The sequence below is a fragment of the Polaromonas sp. P1_E11 genome, from assembly GCF_056405995.1.
This window is the reverse complement of sequence record NZ_JBFUBA010000001.1, coordinates 90,760-109,503: the sequence shown is the minus strand read 5'-3', so window position 1 is coordinate 109,503 and position 18,744 is coordinate 90,760. Positions and strand designations below refer to the sequence as shown.

The window sequence follows — 18,744 nt, the reverse complement described above, 5'->3', positions numbered from 1 at the left end:
GCCATGGCGGTGTTTGATGTCAACCAGATCGTGGGTGATCTGCATGCGGTGCGGCGGCAATGGCGTGAATCGCAAAAGCGTTCACGAGAGCCGGGCGGGCGTGAGTTTCCTTCGCGTGACGCGCTGGCCCAGGTGATCGATGCGCTCAAGGGCGCGCTCTTTCCCATGCGGCTGGGCCCGCCTGACTTGCGCCAGGAGAGTGAAGATTTTTATGTCGGCCACACGCTGGACTCTGCCTTGCATGGCCTGCTGGCGCAGATGCGGCTGGAGCTGACCTACAGCGCGCGCCACCAGGGCCGGGGCGACGCCGACGTCGAGGCCGAAGCGTTGCTGGCCGCGCGCACCTTTGCCGGTGCCTTGCCCGGCATCCGCCAGCTGCTCGACAGCGATGTGCTGGCCGCCTACAACGGCGACCCGGCCGCCCGCAGCGTGGACGAAGTGCTGCTCTGCTACCCGGGTGTGCTTGCGATGATTCATCACCGGCTGGCGCACCAGCTCTATCGGCTGGGCCTGCCGCTGCTGGCGCGCATCGTGGCCGAGCTGGCGCACGCGCAGACCGGCATTGACATTCATCCGGGCGCGCAGATTGGCCCCGGCTTCTTTATCGACCACGGCACGGGCGTTGTCATTGGCGAGACTGCCGTGATCGGCCAGCGTGTGCGCCTGTACCAAGCCGTCACTTTGGGGGCCAAGCGCTTTCCGAAAGACCTCGAAGGCAAGCTGCAGAAAGGCCTGCCGCGCCACCCGGTTGTGGAAGACGACGTGGTGATCTACGCCGGTGCCACCATCCTGGGCCGGGTGACGCTGGGCAAGGGGGCAGTGATAGGTGGCAACGTGTGGATCACCTATGACGTGCCGGCAGGCGGCAATGTCACGCAGGCGGTGTCGCGGGACTCGCCCGTCGTGGAAGCCGCGCCGCAGTCGCTGGGGAGTGCACTCATATGACCGCGCTGGTTGAAAGCTTCGGCATCGCGGTGCGCCAGTCGCGCGAAGCCCAGGGATGGTCGCAAGAAGGGCTGGCTGAACGTTCGGACCTCAACCGCTCTTATGTGGGCGAGATCGAGCGGGGCAGGGCGATTGCCTCGCTGGTCACGGTCGAAAAACTCGCAGTCGCGCTGGGCATGTCGCCTTCGTCGCTGGTCACGCGCGGCGAGGCCATCAGCCAGGCCAATCTGGTGCGGGGCATCAACTTGATGGCTATAGCATGTTGAAGCGAGCCCTCAAGCCTCCGACACTGCAAGCCGTCGTTTCTTTCATTTCATCCTGATTTTCATTCTCTAACGAGGGAGTTTTTACATGTCGGCAACAGTGGGCGGAACCACCGCACTCGGCGATAACGCCGCGCGGCAACTAACCAATGCAACCAAAACCACAGCGCAACTTGAGACCATCTCGCCGCGCTGGCTCACCCACCTGCTGCAATGGGTGCCTGTCGAGGCCGGTATCTACCGCCTGAACAAGGTGAAGAACCCGGAGTCGATCAAGGTCAAATGCACAGCCCGCGAAGAAGAAAACCAGCTGCCGCGCACCTTTGTTGACTACGAAGAAGCACCGCGCGAATTTTTCCTCAACGCCGTCAGCACCGTGCTGGACGTGCACACGCGCATCTCCGACCTCTACAGCAGCCCGCATGACCAGATCAAGGAACAACTGCGCCTGACGATTGAGACCATCAAGGAAAACCAGGAAAGCGAGCTCATCAACAACCCTGACTACGGCCTGCTGGCGCAAGTCACGGACGAGCAGCGCATCTTCCCGCTCACCGGCGCTCCCACGCCCGACGACCTGGATGAACTGCTGACCAAGGTGTGGAAGGAACCCGCGTTCTTCCTCACGCACCCGCTGGCCATTGCCGCCTTCGGCCGTGAAGCTACGCGTCGCGGCACGCCGCCGCCCACGGTCAGTCTCTTCGGCTCGCAGTTCATCACCTGGCGCGGCATCCCGCTGATCCCTTCCAACAAGGTGCCGGTGGCCGACGGCAAGAGCAAGATTTTGCTGCTGCGCGTGGGCGACAAGCGCCAGGGCGTGGTCGGTTTGTTCCAGCCTGGCCTGCCCGGCGAACAAAGCCCGGGTCTGTCGGTGCGCTTCATGGGCATCAACAATCATGCGATCTCGTCTTACCTGATCTCGCTGTACTGCTCGCTCGCGGTGCTGACCACCGATGCGCTGGCCGTGCTCGACGACGTCGAGATCGGCAAATACCACGACTACCCTGATACCTATAAATAAAGCGCGGTGAACATGCTCGCTTCCACTCCCCAGGCTGTGCAGCCTGAGTCGCCCATCGACACGGCATTGCTGTCACGCATGGCTACCGCCTTGTTCGCGGCCCTGCCAGGCGAGGCGCCCACGCTGCCTGCTTCACCCGTGCCTGGCGTGCAGGGGCCTTTGCACCTGGCACCGCCAGGCTCGCCGCTGGCCAGCCCGGCCGGTTTTGGCCCGGGCGTTCCGGGTACGCCGATTCCGCAAGGGCAGATTCCGGGCAGCAATCTGGTTCCGGCGTCACCTGCGCAACTGCCGTCACTGGCCAACCGCGCACCGGCTTTGCTGCCGCACGCGGTGGCGGGTAACGGTGTACCCGACACGGCCGTCAGCGTGTTGCCAGCCTACGAGCCGCGAATAGGTGGTGCTGCTTTGGGCGTGCCCGAAGCAGCCGCTGCCGCGCAGCCGCCTGCGGGCGCTGCGCCGTATTATTTTCTTGGCGACCGGCATGGCCAGCCGAGCGCGGGTGGGCGCGATGCCAGCCTGGACGGCCTGGCGAGCTTGCCGTTCAGCCAGCCGGGTGTGCCTTCTGTTTACGGCCCAGCGGATGTCGCACGCACACCAGAGGCCACACCCGCCGAGCCAAAGTTCTACTTCGTCGATTCAGTGGTACTGCCCACGGGTTACGTTACGCCCGCCAAACCCGCACCGCACGCCACCGTGCCGCTGGCAGGCCAGTCGGCGCATCCGGCGTTTGATGTGCACGCCGTGCGCCGCGACTTTCCCATCCTGCAGGAGCGCGTCAACGGCCGGCAACTGGTGTGGTTCGACAACGCCGCCACCACACACAAACCGCAGTCGGTGATAGACCGCATCGCGCATTTCTACGCGCATGAAAACTCCAACATCCACCGCGCAGCGCATGAGCTTGCCGCGCGTGCTACCGACGCCTATGAGGGCGCACGTGAGCGGGTGAAGAAGTTCATTAATGCGCCCGACGTGAACGAGGTCATCTTCGTGCGCGGCACCACCGAGGCCATCAACCTGGTGGCCAAGAGCTGGGGCGGCCAGCATGTGGGCGAGGGCGACGAAATCATCGTCAGCAACCTCGAGCACCACGCCAACATCGTGCCCTGGCAGCAGCTTGCCGCCGCCAAAGGCGCAAAGCTGCGCGTGATCCCGGTCGACGATTCGGGCCAGGTGCTGCTCGACGAATACCGCAAGCTGCTGAACGACCGCACCAAAATTGTGGCTGTCACGCAGGTTTCCAACGCGCTGGGCACCGTGGTGCCGGTGAAAGAGATCGTCGAGATGGCGCACCGGGCCGGCGCGAAGGCGCTGGTCGACGGCGCGCAATCCGTCTCGCACATGCGGGTCGATGTGCAGGCGCTGGGCGCAGATTTCTTCGTGTTCTCGGGCCACAAGGTCTTCGGCCCCACCGGTATCGGCGTGGTCTGGGGCAAGCGTGAAGTGCTGGAAGACATGCCGCCCTGGCAGGGTGGCGGCAACATGATTGCCGATGTCACGTTTGAGAAAACCGTGTTCCAGCCGATTCCCAACAAGTTCGAAGCCGGCACCGGCAACATTGCCGATGCGGTAGGGCTTGGTGCAGCCATCGATTACGTGAACCGCGTCGGCATAGAAAACATCGCACGCTATGAACACGACCTGCTGGTCTACGGCATGCAACAGCTGGGAACGATCCCGGGCGTGCGCCTGATCGGCACGGCTGCCGACAAGGCCAGCGTGATGTCTTTTGTGTTGGCGGGCTACAGCACCGAAGAGGTCGGCCATGCGCTCAACGAAGAAGGCATTGCCGTGCGAACCGGTCACCATTGCGCGCAGCCGATTCTCAGGCGCTTTGGTGTAGAGACCACGGTGCGGCCGTCGCTGGCTTTCTACAACACCTTTGACGAAATCGACCGGTTAGTGACGGTGGTCAAGCGGCTGGCGGGGCAGCGCCGCGCGGGTTGATCGTCTAAAGGGCGGAGGGTAGAGAGAGAAGGGCGGTTTAGCTTGCCGTCCTACAGCGGGGTTTTCGAAAATGCCTTACATATGAGTTTTGGCATTTTCTTTCGCCTTCTTCCCTTCCTTCTTATTTTGGAGAACCCCATGGCCCAATACAACATCGCTGTCATCGTCGGCAGCATCCGCAAGGATTCGTTCAACAAAAAACTCGCAGGCGCGCTTGAAAAGCTGTTTCCCGCGGACTTCAGCTTTACCCATGTGCGCATTGACGACCTGCCGCCCTACAACCAGGACGACGACGGGAATCCGTCGGCAGAGGTGAAGCGGCTCAAGGGCGAGATCAAGTCGGCGCAGGGCCTGCTGTTTGTCACGCCCGAATACAACCGTTCGATTCCCGGTGTGCTGAAAAATGCCATTGACCATGCCTCACGCCCTTATGGCCAGAGTGCATGGGACGGCAAGCCTGCCGGCGTGATCGGGGCATCGGTTGGCGCCATTGGCACCGCGCTTGCCCAGCAGCACCTGCGCAATATCCTGGCCTACCTGAATGTGCCTACGCTGGGCCAGCCTGAGGCTTTTGTCCACAACAAGGAAGGTTTGTACGACGCTGATGGCGGCATCAGTGAAGGCAGCCGCAAGTTTTTGCAGGGGTGGGTGGATGCTTATGTGGGGTGGGTCAAGAAGCACGCCTGATGGTGCGTTTCCCGTTGCTGCTCTTGTTCGGCTGCTGTGTTTTCTGCTTAGAGTGGCTGGCCGGGGGTAGCCCGGCAGCTACTCACTTTTCTTTTGCTTCGCCAAAAGAAAAGTAAGCAAAAGAAAAGGCGACCCTGCTGTCTGCGTCCCTTCGCTTCGCTGCGGGCAACCTGCGGTGCTCGGTCCAGGCGGGGTCTCGCTCGAACTCGCCTTCGGCTCAGACAATCGCGATCCCTGATCCGCCTGGACCTGCGCTCCTCGGCGCATACAGAAGGGATGGGGTCGAGGAATACCTAAAACCGCAATCCGAATACCGGACGCAAGCTCTTGCTTAAAACGGGGCGTCGCCTTCGATGGTGGTGCGGTAGAGCTTGCGGCGCAGGTGGTCGGGGGTGCCTGCGGCCAGGTGGGTGACTGAGCGGTTGTCCCAGAACACCATGTCGTGCGGCTGCCACTGGTGGCGGTAGATGAGTTCGGGGCGTGAGGTGTGTTCGAACAGTTCGCCCAGCAGCGCGGTGCTTTCGTCCTCTGGTATGCCCAGGATGCGGGTGGTGAAATGCTCGCTGACAAAGAGTGCCTTGCGGCCGTTTTCGGGGTGGGTGCGCACCACCGGGTGGACCACCGGTTTGACCTCTTCAACCTGTTCCTGCGTGAGCTTGGGCCGCCACGGGTTGCGGCTGCGCAGCTCTTCGTATTTGGCGAGGTAGGTGTGTTCGGCGCGCAGGCCCTGTACAGCAGTTTTGAGCGCGTCGGGCAGGGTGTCCCAGGCGGTGTGCTGGTTGGCGAAGAGCGTGTCGCCTCCTTCGGAGGGCAGCTCCTGGGCATGCAGCAATGAGCCCAGGCTGGGTTTGTCTTTGTAGGACAGGTCAGAGTGCCAGAAATGGCCGGCGTCGCCCAGGCCGATGGGTTCGCCGTTTTCCTTGATGTTGGAAACGATCAGGATTTCCGGGTGGTTTTGCAGCTGGAAGTTTTTCAGCACATGAATCTGCAGCGGCCCAAAGCGGCGGCTGAAATCAACGTGCTGCTGCGGCGTGATGCGCTGGTCGCGAAAGACCAGCACGTGGTGGTCCAGGTGTGCGCGGTGGATGCGGCTGAAGTCCGCCGTGCTGAGCGGTGTGGACAAATCCATGCCCAGCACTTCGGCACCCAGCGGGGCGTCAAAAGGCCGGATCTCGATGGAGGAGGGGCCATGCGTTGCTGCCGATGCATCGGCACGATCGTTCGGAGTCAAAGTCGCTGTCATCTTCATCTTTCTCATCTGCGCCCTGGGGCGCCGGTCAGCCCATAAATGTAGGAGTGCCGCCGTGCAAAGCGAACTACCTATTCGTCGTTTGTTAATTACTTTTAAGTCTGTTCGGCTTCGCCACACGAGGACGCCAACCATCTTATCTCCCGGATCCACTCACCCGCAACGCTTTCACCACCAGCGAAAAGGCCGGTGAAGGCTGGCGCCTGCTGGGATAGTACAGGTGGTAGCCGGAAAATTTTGGGCACCAGTCCTGCAGAACGCGCACCAGCCGCCCGGCTTCAATGTGCGCTGTCAGTTCGTCTTCCGGCAGCAATGCGATGCCCAACCCCGCCAGTGCCGCGTCGACCTGCGGCGTTGTCGTGTTAAAGATCAGCGGGCCATCCACCCGGACATTGAGCTGGCGGCCACGGCGCTCAAAGTCCCAGACGTACAGCCCGCCGGAAGTCGGCATGCGCTGGTTGATGCATTGGTGCGCGGTGAGGTCGTGCGGTGTTTTTGGGATGGAATGGACCGCAAAATAACCGGGTGAAGCCGCGACCGCCATGCGCAGCGGCGGGCCGATGGGCACGGCGATCATGTCTTTGTCGATGGTGTTTCCCAGGCGTACGCCGGCATCAAAACGGTCGGTCACGATGTCGCGAAAACCATAGTTCACGTCGAACTCCAGCTTGATGTCCGGATACTCGCGAAGCAGCGGTGCGAGCTTGGGCAGCAGGGTGCTTTGCAGCACATGGTCGCCACAGGTGATGCGCACGGTGCCTGCAGGTTTGTCGCGCAGGTCGGTCAAGGCGTCGAGTTCCGACTCAATCTCGTCGAACCGGTGGCCGATCGCCTTCATCAGCCGCTCGCCCGCAGACGTCGTCGCGACACTACGCGTGGTGCGTGTGAGCAGCCGGATCTTCAAGCCTTCTTCCAGACCCCGGATTGCCTGGCTCAGCGCTGACGGGGTCACGCCCAGCGTGGCGGCGGCCCGGGTGAAGCTGCCCTGGCGCGCCACGGTGACAAAGGCCAGCAGGTCGTTGAGGTTGCGTCTAGGCATTTGCAGGTCTCCGTTTCGTAGGCTACTGATTAGCCATGCTAACAAATTCATTAAGGATTCATTACCTAGTCAATGGTAAAGGTACTTGGCAAACTTCAGGAACTGCGAACGGAACACGGACCACGTCGAACAAGGGCAACCGTCACGCGTAGTGCCTTCCGAACCAACCAAAGAGGAACATCGACCATGAAAACACCATCAGAGAACGACGGCCGCGCAGCGGTCGAACTGTCCAGCGACACCTCCGGTCGTCGTGAGTTTTTGAAAATGACTGGAACAGGCGTGGCTGCGGCCGGCATGCTCTCGGCTGTCGGCGGCTCAGCCTTTGCGGCGGATACGCCGGCCGCCCCGGGCAGGCCCGGTGGTGCTGATAACTTTTACAAGAGCGACAAGGTGACCGTACAGAAGGTGACTTTCAGGAATCAGTACCGGATGAACGTCGCGGCGAATCTTTTCATTCCCAAAACGCTTGACCGGAAAAAGCGCAATCCGGCGATTGTTGTGGGCCACCCCATGGGCGCGGTAAAGGAGCAAAGCGCGAACCTGTACGCCACCAAAATGGCGGAGCAGGGTTTTGTTGCCATGTCCCTGGATCTCGCTTTCTGGGGCGGCAGCGACGGCCAGCCGCGCAATGCCGTTGCGCCGGACCTGTACGCCGAGAATTTCAGCGCTGCAGTGGATTACCTCGGCAGCCAGGCGTTTGTAGACAGGCTGCAGATAGGTGCCATCGGAATCTGCGGCAGCGGCAGTTTTGTCATCAGTGCGGCGAAGATCGACCCGCGCATGAAAGCCATCGCCACGGTGAGCATGTATGACATGGGCGCGGCCAACCGCGACGCCCTCAATCACTCGCAGACGCTCGAGCAGCGCAAGCAGATCATCGCCGCCGCCGCCGAGCAACGCGATGTGGAATTCAAGGGCGGCGCTGTTCAGTACACCAGCGGCACCGTCCATCAACTGACGGCAGACACGCACCCCATCCAGCGCGAGTTCTACGATTTCTACCGCACGCCGCGAGGCGAATACACGCCCATAGGTGGATCGCCGCGAACCACCACCCACCCGACCCTGGCCAGCAATGTCAAGTTCATGAACTTTTACCCGTTCAATGACATCGAGACGATCTCGCCTCGCCCCATGTTGTTCATCACGGGCGACCAGGCGCACTCGAAAGAGTTCAGCGAAGACGCCTACAAGCGGGCGGCTGAACCGAAGGAGCTGTTTATTGTTCCCGGCGCCGGCCACGTGGATTTGTATGACCGGGTGACGCTGATTCCCTGGGGCAAACTGACTGCGTTCTTCGGCAAGCACCTGGTGCAGACCGGCGCCTGATGGCAGTTCGGTCGGGCAACGCTGCCGCGCACAGACGGAGGTTTTGCGCCTCGCTGATGCTTCCACTGTTTTTCACGAGTAGTCTCGCTGCTGCGGGCGGCGACACTCGGGCAGTTTCCCAACAACCATCTGACCCGACACCCCGCAGGAAGGGCTCCGTGATGAAAATTCAGATGAGCGTGGATGGCATCGTCATTGCGACGGCAACGCTCGATACGCACGATAGCGCCAGAGATTTTGCGGCGCTGCTGCCGCTGAACCTGGTCCTGAAAGACTACGCAGCCACGGAAAAAGTCGCTGACTTGCCGCGTGCGCTGTCAACGAAGGGCGCACCGGTGGGGCACAAGCCCTCCATCGGCGACATCGGTTATTACGCTCCCTGGGGCAATCTGGCCATTTATCACAAGGACTTCGCTTTTTCAGACGGCCTTGTCCGCCTTGGGCGGCTTGATTCAGGGCTGGACGCCATGCGGCGCCCCGGCCCTGTCGCGGTGAGGGTCGAACAGGCTCCTCCATGACGCTGCATGGCACAGTGCGTCTGGCCGAGTGCATCGGGCAGATGATGTGATGTTGGCGAAATAAAAAAAGCCCGCAGTTGCGGGCTTTTTTCTGTGCGGCGTTGCGGCGTCAGGGCCGGACGCCGGCAACTCAGGCAGCCAGTGCGGCTTTTTCCTGGTTGGCAGGCTTTTGCGTGTGGGTCACGATTTCAATCTGCGCGGCTTCCAGTGCGGCAGCCTTGGCGGCTTCGCCCATGGCAAGGCCTTCAGCGCGCACAAAACGCACGTCGGTGATGCCGAAGAAGCCGAACACCACTTTCAGGTAGCTCTCCTGGTGTTCCAGGGCTGTCATCGCGTCGCTGGTTGAATAGACGCCGCCGCGCGCAGAAGCCACGATCACCGTCTTGCCGCCGGCCAGGCCCACGGGGCCCTTGTCGGTGTACTTGAAGGTGCGGCCGACTTGCGCAATGCGGTCGATCCAGGCCTTGAGCTGGCTTGGAATTGCGAAGTTGTAGAGCGGTGCGCCCACAACGATCACGTCGGCGGCCAGGAATTGCGACACCAGTGCTTCAGACACGGCGTTTTCGCGCTTTTGCACGTCGCTCAGCGCCGTGCCGGCAGGCATGCGGAAGCCGAGTGATTCGGCGGAGAGGTGGGAAGGCGTGTCGGCTGCCAGGTCGAGGTAGCTGACTTCGGTGCCGGGGTTGGCGGCGCGCCATGAGGCCACGATCTGGGCGGTGAGCTGGCGGGAAACCGAATTGCCTCCAAGGATGCTGGAGTCGATGTGAAGAAGCTTGGTCATGGTGAATTCCTTGAATTGAAGTGATTGATCGGGTGGGATAAACCGGTTTTCAGGCCGTGTTCACCTTGAACCGCAGCCATGGGATAGATTGTGCAGATGAGTCGAGTGTTTGATAAGTTGGCAATAATGCGACTTATCGTTCTACTGGTGAGACAATAAACACCGCAAAATCGCAAAATGCCTTCGATCCGGCGCCGTCGCACCCGGCGCAAGGCGAGTAAAGGCGGCGAAAGGCGACGAAAGGACTTTTCCCATGCAAGACCTCAATGACATGCTGTACTTCGCCGAAGTGGTGGAGCGGGGCGGCTTTGCCGCGGCCGGCCGGGCGCTGGGGCTGCCCAAGTCGCGGCTGTCGCGCCGCGTGGCCGAGCTGGAGGCGCGGCTGGGCGCGCGGCTGTTGCAGCGCACCACCCGCAAGCTTTCACTGACCGAGGTCGGCGAGATTTACCTGCGCCACTGCAGCGCCATGCGCGACGAGGCGCTGGCCGCATCGGAAGCCGTGGCGCAAATGCAGGTCGAGCCGCGCGGCACGCTGCGCATCACCTGCCCGGTGACGCTGGCACAAAGCACGGTGGGTTACCTGGTGCCGCGCTACATGGCGCTTCACCCCCACGTGAAAGTCGACATGCGCGTGACCAACCGGGTGATTGACCTGGTGGAAGAGGGCATCGACATTGCCCTGCGCGTGCGGCCCACGCTGGAAGACAGCGGCAGCCTGATCGTGAAAAACCTGGGCGCGGGCGCCGGGCGCCTGCTGGCCAGCCCGGATTTGCTGAGGCGCCAGGGCACGCCCGAAAAGCCGGAAGACCTGCACAAGCTCGACACCGTGGCCATGTCCTGGGTCGATGGCCGGGCGTCGTGGACGCTGTTGGGCCCCGACGGAAAGGAGTTTGTGCTGCAGCACCAGCCGCGTTATGTGGCCGACGACCTGCAAACACTGAAGCTGGCCGTGCTGGCCGGCACCGGCATGAGTTTTTTGCCCGAGTCCCTGAGCGCGGTAGAACAGCAGGCCCAATTGCTGGTGCCCGTGCTGCCGGGCTGGACGCTTCGCCCTGGCGTGGCGCATGCGGTGTTCACTTCACGGCGCGGTCAGATTCCGGCGGTCCGGAGCTTTCTGGACTTCCTGGGGGAGCGGATGCGGGGTGAAGAGCTGGTTTGACGGCCTGGCCTGGCAATTCAAGGTAATCACGCCCCAGGTGTGCCACATGGGCATTTAGAAATATATGCTCCAGGCTCTGCAAGACCCACTACGAATAATCACATCCCCTTTAGTGAGTAACTTATGCATATTCCAATAGGACAGAAAGGTTTAATCATTGAAGGCGAAGAGGCCGGAAGCTATGTCAAGGTTATCAATGATTCCGAAGCAACAGGCGGTTTATTAATTCTGACTTCCAAATCGTCGGACATGAACTCTGTGCACGATAGTTGGGTAATCGACGAAGTGGCCCTCGCCGAATACTTCAATGAGTCCGGTTGGGTCATCGAGTGGCTTTCAGCTCCGTCTGGTCATTGATTGTCCGATCAATGGCGGATTGATCTATGCGATATCTATGATGAGGCGGGTACGGCAACGGAACAGCGGTGCCCAGCCTGGACCAGAGCTTTGGTTATGACAACCTGAACCGCTTGACCAGCGCGACCCTGGGCAGCACTGCGATCCAGTACAGCTATGACGCTACCGGCAACCGAACCGCCAAGGCCATCGGCGGCACGAGCTACCCGAACACCATCGCCAGCACCAGCAACCGGCTGAACCAGACCCAGGACAGCACCGGCACGGCCACCGTCCAACATGATGCGGCCGGCAACATCACGAGTGATGGGACCAACAGCTACACCTACAGCGACCGCGGGAGACTGGCGACGATGACGAATGCCGGCGGCACCGTGAGCTACAGCTACAGCGCGCTGGAGTTGCGGGTTGGCAAGACCGGGCCGCCGGCGCTGGTGCCTACGGGTGCGACTTACTACGTTTATGACGAAGAAGGCAAGCTGCTGGGCGAATACGACGCCAATGGAACACCGCTGTATGAAACCATTTACTTGGGCTTGCCGGTGGGAGTAGTCAAGCAGACGGGTACGGCCGCAGGAAGCAACATTGTCATCAGCCTGTACAACGTTTCGACCGACCAGATCGGTGCGCCGCGCATCATTACGCGGCAAAGCGATGAAGCGGTTGTGTGGCGATGGGATACGGCGGAGGCGTTTGGCGCGACAGCACCTGACCAGAGCCCGAATGGCCTCGGTGCCTTCAGCTTCAACCAAAGATTCCCTGGCCAAATATTTGATGCAGAGAGCGGGCTTCTCCAGAACTGGAACCGGGAATACAACCCCCGCATTGGGCGCTATACGCAGTCTGATCCGATTGGGCTGGCTGGCGGGATCAATACTTTTGCATATGTGGGGGGGAATCCACTGAGTCTTGCAGATTCGTTGGGATTATCTCCTGACGGACCAAGCTTTTTTGACCTTACAACTCTAGCGAGCGCGCGAAGAAATAATACACTCGATGATGCAGTACGAGCGGGGGCTTGGACGAGGGCAGTGTCGATGCCCGTTATTGCTGGCGCACTGACCCCCAATGCTTTGGGGCTGATTGGTTCTGCCGCAGCTCCGATGATGTGCAGTGCGCCGGTTACACGCGAGGCCTTGAAATCAGAGGTCTTTGCTTTGCGTAAGGCTCCAGAGTTAAAACAGATTTTTCGATGGGGCGATGGCCTTGAAGGTGTGCAGACTGCTCGAGGCGCGCTAGACGCCGCTACATTGGCGCGAGTTCAGGCGAGCATGAGTAGAGCGGAAGTCGAAGCTGTGCGAAATCTATACAACGCAGCTGCGGCCGCAGGTCGCGGCGGTGCCGTTGCCCCCGAGCGGGCGGCTTACATCGCGCAAATTCTTAAACAATGGAAATAGAAAATATGCCAAACCTATCCTTAAAGCTGCCGTTGCAAAATGAGAGTCGTGAGCCGATTAAGGTGCTGTTGGAACCGCTTTCCGAGTATTTTCTGATTCAACCAGGTCAGCGCATTGAGGTGCATGCAGTTTTTGATAGCGACACGTCAAATTTGAGTTTTACCGTTGCACCCAATGACACGTTTCTAACGGTTTATGCCCCTGGGGAAATTGCCGGTTTTGTTGACTGTTATATGACGCTTAATGGTGCTCGCCTAAAGCCCGATGGGAACTAGACTTTCCACCGACGCCATCGAGTACACCCACATCAGAAATGGAACTCCCATTCCAGCACGAGATCAAGGCTTTGGTTTCTATTTGCCAAGTTTGCGGCCTTAAAAAATGACCTATCAACGTATTGAGTTGCACGAAGCAATTGAGAGTTCTCGGGCTGGCGCGGCCACTATATGGGAGTTGTGGATTTTCGTGCTTGTTTGATCCTCTTTTTCATTGAGCGCTGAGCCACTGGTGACGCCCTTTTGCGCAGGACTGGCGATCCACATTTCAAGGTTTCGATGTGGGTCAAGCGACGGCGAAAAGGTGGGTCACGTCGACGCGAAAGTTAACAGTCGTGGGTTGCCTGTCGCCTCCCACGGCGAAGTCCGCTTAAGCCAAACTCAATACCGTCTTGACCAACGCCTGCGCACGCGGCACCAGCGTATCGAGGCAGCAGTATTCGTTATCGGTATGGGCCTTGGCGCCCACCGGGCCGACACCGCACAGCGTGGGAATGCCCAGCGAGGCGGTGAAGCCCGCGTCGGAACAACCGCCCGTGGCTTCTCCGGCAACGTCGAAACCGACTTCGGCTGCACTCGTTTTGTAGCGCTGCATCAGGTCGCTGCTGGCTTCGGACTCCAGGGGCAGCGACTCCGACATCTGCGTGATGCGGATGGTGGTGCCCGGCACGCCGGGTGCGGCGGCCAGGGCGTGAATGCTGGCGAACACCGCCTGGCGCTCGGGCAGGGTGCGAAAGCGCACGTCGAGCTTGGCCTGCGCGGCGGGCGCTACGGTGTTGGTGGACATGCCGCCGCTGATCAAACCGACATTGGTGGTGATGCCGCAGCTGTAATCGGTTAACGCATGCAAGGCGGTGACCAGCTGCGCCAGGGCGCCGATGGCGCTGGCGCCGTCGGCGTGGTTCATGCCCGAGTGGGTGGCACGGCCGGTGACTTCGATCAAAAAGGTGGCGCCGCCCTTGCGCTCGGTGACCAGGTTGCCGCTGACGCGGCCGGGTTCGGAATTGAAGACTGCCCGTGCGCCGCGCGCATGGGTTTCGATGGCGATGCGGCCGTTTTGCGAGCCGATTTCTTCGTCGGCCGTGAAAAGGCCCAGCACCGGGAAGGGCAGCGGCGGCAGTTTTTGCAGCGCCATCATCACAAAGCATTGCAGCACCAGGCCGGACTTCATGTCGGAGACGCCGGGGCCGTAGCCGCGCTCACCGTCCACGCGCCAGGGGCGTTGGGCCACGGTGCCGGTGGGGAACACGGTGTCGCGGTGGCCCATCAACACCACCGGCGCTGCCGCAGGTTGCGCGCCCGGCAGGCGGGCCAGCAGCACGTCACCCTCGGCGACGTCACCGCGGTGTTCGGCGCTGATGCCGGCGGTTTGCAGCCAGCCTGCCATGGCCTGGGCCACGCGGTCGGTGCCTGGCTTGTCGTGGCTGCTGGAGTCGATGTCGACCAGTGTGGCCAGGGCCGCCTGCATGGCGGGGCGCTGGCCGGCCAGCCATTCGGTGGCGGAGCAGCTCTGCGCTTGCAGGGTGCTCATCACGGCGCTCATGCGCATTCCTCCATCACGCCGGCGCCTTCTTCGGCCAGGTCCCAGAACATGCCTGCCATGATCTGCAGCGATTCGCGGGTGGTGTCCACCAGGATGTGTTCATTGGGGGCGTGCTGGGAGCAGGCGGGGTACGAATGCGGCACCCACAGCGTGGGCAGGCCCAGCGTTTCAGAAAACACATCGTTCGGCAGCGAGCCGCCGAGGTTGGGCAGCAAGGCCGGACGGCGGCCGGTGCTGCGCTCGATGGACGCCATGCCCCAGCGCACCCAGGCGTTGTCGGGGTCGAGGCGGGTGGCGGCCATGGTCATGTCGGTGCCGCGCACTTCCACATCGTCAAAGCCGTGGGCCAGCAGGTGCTTGCGGATGTGCGCCAGAAAATTCGCCGGGTCGCTGCCCACCACATAACGCATGTGGCAGTGCGCGCGCGCCTCGGCCGGAATGGCATGCACCGGCATGGCCGGATTGCCGGTGGTGAAGGCCAACACCTCCAGGCTGTTCCAGCCGATCACGCGCTCGGCCGGCGAGAGGCCGGGCTCGCCCCAGTCGGGATCGATCTCCGGGTCGTTCGGGCCGCCGCCGACCTCGATGTCCTGCAGCGCGGTGCGCACGCTGGCCGGAATGGCGGTGGGCAGCAGGCCGGGCACCAGGATGCGGCCGCGGGCGTCCACCAGGCTGGCAATCGCATGGGCCAGGCGGATGCCGGGGTTGCGCAAAAGGCCGCCCCAGTTGCCCGAATGGTGGCCGCCGTCGCGCAGCTTGAGGTGCAGGTCGAAGTTGAAGACGCCGCGCGAGCCGAGAAACAGCGTGGCGCGCGAAGCCGATACACGCGGGCCGTCGGAGGCGAGGAACAGGTCGGCCGCCAGCGCATCGCGGTGCAGGGCACACACTTCGTTCAGGCCGGGCGAGCCGTCTTCTTCGCCCATTTCCAGGATGATTTTCACGTTGTAGCCCAGGCGCCCGCTGCGCACGGCCAGCACCTGCTCGAGTGCGGTCAGGTTGATGGTGTGCTGCCCCTTGTTGTCGGCGGTGCCGCGGCCGTACCAGCGGTTGCCGTCCACCACGATCTTCCAGGGGCTCAGGCCTTCGCGCCACTGGGCGTCGTAGCCGCGCACCACGTCGCCGTGGCCGTAGGTCAGCACGGTGAAGGCGGCGCCGGGCTCGATGCGTTCGGCCAGCAGGAAAGGGCTTTTGCCCGGCACCGGGTTGTCGACGATGCGGCAGGCAAAGCCCAGCTCCGTGAGCTTGGGCGTGATTTCGTCCCGCAGGTAGGCGTGCAGGATGGGGCCGCTGGCAGCGTCCTGGCTTTCGGTTTTGTAGGCAACGCGGCGGTCCAGCGTTTGCTGGAAACGCCCGTCGTCGAAACAGGCGAGGGTCTGGGCCACGGCTTGGGTACGGCTCATGAGAGGTCCTTGAAATTAAAGGGAAATTGCGCGGTGAAATGGAGGGGTAAAACGTCAGGCGACGGCTTCGGCGGCGATGTCGGGCACGCCCAGCCCGGGCTCGGGCGTGAGGGCAGAGGCCAGCAGCATGCGGGTGTAGGGGTGCTCGGGCCGGGCAAAGACCTGTTCGCGCGTGCCCAGCTCGACGATGGCGCCGCGGTGCATCACGGCAACGCGGTCCGCCAGGTGTTCGACCACGCCCAGGTCGTGGCTGATGAAGAAGTAGGTCAGCCCGAACTCTGCCTTCAGGTCCATCAGCAGGTTCAGGATCTGCGCCTGCACCGACACGTCAAGCGCCGATGTCGGTTCGTCGCAGATCAGGATGTCGGGGCGCAGCACCAGCGCCCGCGCAATCGCCACGCGCTGGCGCTGCCCACCCGAAAGCTGGTTGGGGTACTGGCTGTGCGTGCGCTCGGGCATGCCGACCAGGTCGAGCATCTCGCGCACCTTGCGCTGCTGTTCCTGTGCAGTGCCCACCTTGTGCAGGGCCAGCGGCACGCCGACAATGCCAGCCACCGTGCGGCGCGGGTTCAGTGATGAATACGGGTCCTGGAAGATGGGCTGGATGTGGCGCGCCAGGGCGCGGCGCTGGCTGCTGTCGACTTCCTTGCCGTTGACCAGCACATTGCCGGAGGTGGGCGGTAGCAACCCGAGCAGCATTTTGGCCAAGGTGCTTTTGCCGCAGCCTGACTCCCCGACCAGGCCCAGGGTTTCGCCCTTGCGGATGCGCAGGGAGACGTTATTCACCGCCCTGATTTCACCGGGCGCCGTGAACAGCCCTCGTTTGAGTTTGAACACGCGGCTGAGCGCGCACAGCTCCAGCGCAATGTCTTCGCTGCCGCCCGGGGGCGTTGCCAAAGGGGTGGTGGGGTTCATGCGGCCTCCGCCAGCAAGGGTGAAGCCGCGACGCAGCGCACGGCATGCTCCGCGTCCAGCGCCACATAGGGCGGGGTGGCGGCGCAACCTGCCTGTACCTGGCTGCAGCGGTTGGCAAAGGCACAGCCTTCCACCTTGCCCACCAGGCTGGGCACGACGCCGGGGATCGCCTGCAGGCGGCTGCCGGGCAGGGTCTTGCCGCGTACCGGAATGCAGTTGAGCAGCCCGCGGGTGTAGGGATGGGCGGGGTGGGCGAACAGTTCGGCCACCGGCGCGGTTTCCACCACTTCGCCCGCATACATCACGGCCACGCGGTCGGCGATGCGCGCCACCACGCCTAGGTCGTGGGTGATGAAGACCACCGCGGAGCCGAACTCCTTTTGCAGCTCACGGATCAGCCTAAGGATTTGCGCCTGGATGGTGACGTCCAGCGCGGTGGTGGGCTCGTCGGCAATGATCAGGTCCGGCTCGCACATCAGCGCCATGGCAATCACCACGCGCTGGCGCAGGCCGCCTGATAGCTGGTGCGGGTATTGCCGCAAACGGTCTGCGGCCTGCGGCACGCCCGCGCGTTCAAGCAGGTACAGCGCACGCTCACGCGCCTGGGCCATGCTGACCTGGCGGTGCGCGCGCAGCGCCTCGCAAAGCTGGTCGCCCAGTGTGTACGAAGGGTTCAGTGCCGTCATCGGCTCCTGGAAAATCATCGCCATGCGCGAGCCGCGCAGCGCGGACATTTCCCGCTCGGGCAGGCCCTGCAGGTCCACACCGCCGAAGCGGATGTGGTCGGCGGTGCGCACGGCCTTGCGCGGCAGCAGGCCCATCAGCGCAAGCGACGTCATCGACTTGCCACAGCCGGACTCGCCGACCAGGCACAGCATTTCCCCGCGCCGCACCTGGAAGTCGATGCCGCGCACGGCGTGCAGCATGCCGCCCGGTGTCGGCAGGTCGACGCGCAGGTTTTTCACGTCCAGCAAAATGTCCATGGGGGTTCCCTTTCAGTTGCGGCCGTCGGGCGCGGTCAGGTCACGCAGGCCGTCGCCCACCAGGTTGATGGCCAGCACCAGCAGGGCCAGCACCACGCCGGGCACCAGGATCACCCAGGGCTGGAAGAACATGTAGGCCTTGCCTTCGGCCACCATCAGCCCCCACGACGGCGTGGGCGGCTGCACGCCCAGGCCCAGGAAGGAGAGGGTGGACTCCAGCAGGATCGCGTGCGCCATCTCCAGCGTGGCCACCACGGTCAGCGGGCCCATCAGGTTGGGCAGCAGTTCGCGCACCAGGATGTACGGCGTGGACGCGCCGAGCGCCTTGGCGGCGGCGATGAATTCGGCATCGCGCAGCTGCTGCGTGGCCGAGCGCGTGACGATGGCAAAGCGGTCCCACAGCAGCAGGCCCAGCAGGATGATGACCACCTGCAGTGAACCGCCAATGAGGGAAGCCGTTGCCAGCGCCACCAGCACCACCGGCATGGCCAGCCGGGTGGTGATGATGTAGCTGACCACGGCGTCGGTGCGGCCGCCGAAATAGCCGGCCAGCACGCCCATGGTGGTGCCGATCAGCCCGGACACCAGCGCCGCGACCAGCCCGATGCCCAGCGATACGCGGGCGCCGTACAAAAGGCGGCTCAGGTAGTCGCGCCCGAGCTTGTCGGTGCCGAAGACATGCTCCCAGCTGCCCTTGTCGTGCCAGAACGGCGGGATCAGGCGCTGGGTCACGTCCTGCGCATACGGGTCATGCGGGCTGAGCCAGGGCGCAAACAGGGCGGCCACCACGGCCAGGCCCAGCAGGATGCTGCCCAGCGTCATTCCGCGGTGGCCCAGCACACGCCGCAGGCTGCGGCGCCACGCGGGAATGGGCGGCAGCGGCAGCGCCGGCGCGGCGGAAACGGTCAGGGAAGGAGCGTTCATGGTGATGTC

The 18,744-nt window shown here is 62.8% G+C and carries 19 protein-coding genes; 11 read left to right on the top strand and 8 right to left on the bottom strand.

Features of this window, described 5'->3' with window-relative positions:
* The first annotated feature begins 3 nt into the window (after positions 1 to 3).
* The 5 genes from epsC to AC1D11_RS00495 all read left to right on the top strand — a co-directional run bounded on the left by epsC (position 4) and on the right by AC1D11_RS00495 (position 4,863).
* Entirely contained in the window at positions 4 to 945 is a 942-nt protein-coding gene (gene epsC / locus AC1D11_RS00515; RefSeq protein ID WP_477648589.1) for a serine O-acetyltransferase EpsC, read from the top strand.
* Complete coding sequence (locus AC1D11_RS00510; protein WP_092125932.1) at positions 942 to 1,211, top strand: helix-turn-helix domain-containing protein; 270 nt, start codon at positions 942 to 944, stop codon at positions 1,209 to 1,211. The genes epsC and AC1D11_RS00510 overlap by 4 nt, the downstream gene beginning before the upstream one ends.
* 85 nt (positions 1,212 to 1,296) lie before the next feature.
* On the top strand, positions 1,297 to 2,229 hold the full coding sequence (locus tag AC1D11_RS00505; protein ID WP_477648590.1) for a family 2A encapsulin nanocompartment shell protein: 933 nt from the start codon (positions 1,297 to 1,299) through the stop codon (positions 2,227 to 2,229).
* Between the two features lie 12 nt (positions 2,230 to 2,241).
* Positions 2,242 to 4,176 carry a family 2A encapsulin nanocompartment cargo protein cysteine desulfurase gene (locus AC1D11_RS00500; protein ID WP_477650909.1) on the top strand — a complete coding sequence of 645 codons (1,935 nt, stop codon included), beginning with the start codon at positions 2,242 to 2,244 and terminating at the stop codon, positions 4,174 to 4,176.
* Between the two features lie 138 nt (positions 4,177 to 4,314).
* A complete protein-coding gene (locus tag AC1D11_RS00495) occupies positions 4,315 to 4,863 on the top strand; it encodes an NADPH-dependent FMN reductase (protein ID WP_477648592.1) in 549 nt (182 codons plus the stop codon).
* Positions 4,864 to 5,194: 331 nt separating this feature from the next.
* On the opposite strand, the gene AC1D11_RS00490 is transcribed toward AC1D11_RS00495, so the two are convergent.
* Together AC1D11_RS00490 and AC1D11_RS00485 are read right to left on the bottom strand one after the other, a co-directional pair.
* Positions 5,195 to 6,106, bottom strand: coding sequence for a TauD/TfdA dioxygenase family protein (locus AC1D11_RS00490; RefSeq protein ID WP_477648593.1), 912 nt, complete (start codon positions 6,104 to 6,106; stop codon positions 5,195 to 5,197).
* 142 nt (positions 6,107 to 6,248) lie between these two features.
* Complete coding sequence (locus AC1D11_RS00485; RefSeq protein WP_477650910.1) at positions 6,249 to 7,151, bottom strand: LysR family transcriptional regulator; 903 nt, start codon at positions 7,149 to 7,151, stop codon at positions 6,249 to 6,251.
* A 186-nt stretch (positions 7,152 to 7,337) separates the two neighbouring features.
* On the opposite strand from AC1D11_RS00485, the gene AC1D11_RS00480 reads away from it, so the two are divergent.
* On the top strand, positions 7,338 to 8,483 hold the full coding sequence (locus AC1D11_RS00480; protein ID WP_477648595.1) for an alpha/beta hydrolase: 1,146 nt from the start codon (positions 7,338 to 7,340) through the stop codon (positions 8,481 to 8,483).
* 161 nt (positions 8,484 to 8,644) lie between these two features.
* Positions 8,645 to 9,001: a cyclophilin-like fold protein gene (locus AC1D11_RS00475; RefSeq protein WP_477648596.1), complete on the top strand. Its 357-nt coding sequence runs from the start codon at positions 8,645 to 8,647 to the stop codon at positions 8,999 to 9,001.
* Between the two features lie 130 nt (positions 9,002 to 9,131).
* On the opposite strand, the gene AC1D11_RS00470 is transcribed toward AC1D11_RS00475, so the two are convergent.
* Positions 9,132 to 9,782, bottom strand: a complete 651-nt coding sequence (locus tag AC1D11_RS00470) for an FMN-dependent NADH-azoreductase (RefSeq protein ID WP_477648597.1) — start codon at positions 9,780 to 9,782, stop codon at positions 9,132 to 9,134.
* Positions 9,783 to 10,035: 253 nt separating this feature from the next.
* Here AC1D11_RS00470 and AC1D11_RS00465 point away from each other — a divergent pair, with 253 nt between their 5' ends.
* From AC1D11_RS00465 to AC1D11_RS00450, 4 genes are all read left to right on the top strand, one after another.
* Positions 10,036 to 10,941 (top strand): LysR substrate-binding domain-containing protein, encoded by a 906-nt coding sequence (locus tag AC1D11_RS00465; RefSeq protein ID WP_477648598.1) that lies wholly within the window; start codon positions 10,036 to 10,038, stop codon positions 10,939 to 10,941.
* Between the two features lie 123 nt (positions 10,942 to 11,064).
* Positions 11,065 to 11,298: a hypothetical protein gene (locus AC1D11_RS00460; protein WP_477648599.1), complete on the top strand. Its 234-nt coding sequence runs from the start codon at positions 11,065 to 11,067 to the stop codon at positions 11,296 to 11,298.
* A 68-nt stretch (positions 11,299 to 11,366) separates the two neighbouring features.
* Complete coding sequence (locus AC1D11_RS00455; protein WP_477650911.1) at positions 11,367 to 12,695, top strand: RHS repeat-associated core domain-containing protein; 1,329 nt, start codon at positions 11,367 to 11,369, stop codon at positions 12,693 to 12,695.
* Complete coding sequence (locus AC1D11_RS00450; RefSeq protein WP_477648601.1) at positions 12,686 to 12,970, top strand: hypothetical protein; 285 nt, start codon at positions 12,686 to 12,688, stop codon at positions 12,968 to 12,970. The genes AC1D11_RS00455 and AC1D11_RS00450 overlap by 10 nt, the downstream gene beginning before the upstream one ends.
* A 370-nt stretch (positions 12,971 to 13,340) precedes the next feature.
* Here AC1D11_RS00450 and AC1D11_RS00445 read toward each other — a convergent pair whose 3' ends face one another.
* Genes AC1D11_RS00445 through AC1D11_RS00425 form a run of 5 tightly spaced genes read right to left on the bottom strand, consistent with a single transcriptional unit; the run spans position 13,341 to position 18,735 of the window.
* Positions 13,341 to 14,513: a M20 family metallopeptidase gene (locus AC1D11_RS00445; protein ID WP_477650912.1), complete on the bottom strand. Its 1,173-nt coding sequence runs from the start codon at positions 14,511 to 14,513 to the stop codon at positions 13,341 to 13,343.
* On the bottom strand, positions 14,510 to 15,913 hold the full coding sequence (locus tag AC1D11_RS00440) for a M20 family metallopeptidase (protein ID WP_477648603.1): 1,404 nt from the start codon (positions 15,911 to 15,913) through the stop codon (positions 14,510 to 14,512). Before AC1D11_RS00440 ends, AC1D11_RS00445 begins: the two co-directional genes overlap by 4 nt.
* A gap of 54 nt (positions 15,914 to 15,967) precedes the next feature.
* Positions 15,968 to 16,828 (bottom strand): ATP-binding cassette domain-containing protein, encoded by an 861-nt coding sequence (locus tag AC1D11_RS00435; RefSeq protein WP_477648604.1) that lies wholly within the window; start codon positions 16,826 to 16,828, stop codon positions 15,968 to 15,970.
* Complete coding sequence (locus AC1D11_RS00430; protein ID WP_477648605.1) at positions 16,825 to 17,811, bottom strand: ABC transporter ATP-binding protein; 987 nt, start codon at positions 17,809 to 17,811, stop codon at positions 16,825 to 16,827. Before AC1D11_RS00430 ends, AC1D11_RS00435 begins: the two co-directional genes overlap by 4 nt.
* A gap of 12 nt (positions 17,812 to 17,823) precedes the next feature.
* Positions 17,824 to 18,735 (bottom strand): ABC transporter permease, encoded by a 912-nt coding sequence (locus AC1D11_RS00425; protein WP_477648606.1) that lies wholly within the window; start codon positions 18,733 to 18,735, stop codon positions 17,824 to 17,826.
* Between the last annotated feature and the right edge of the window lie 9 nt (positions 18,736 to 18,744).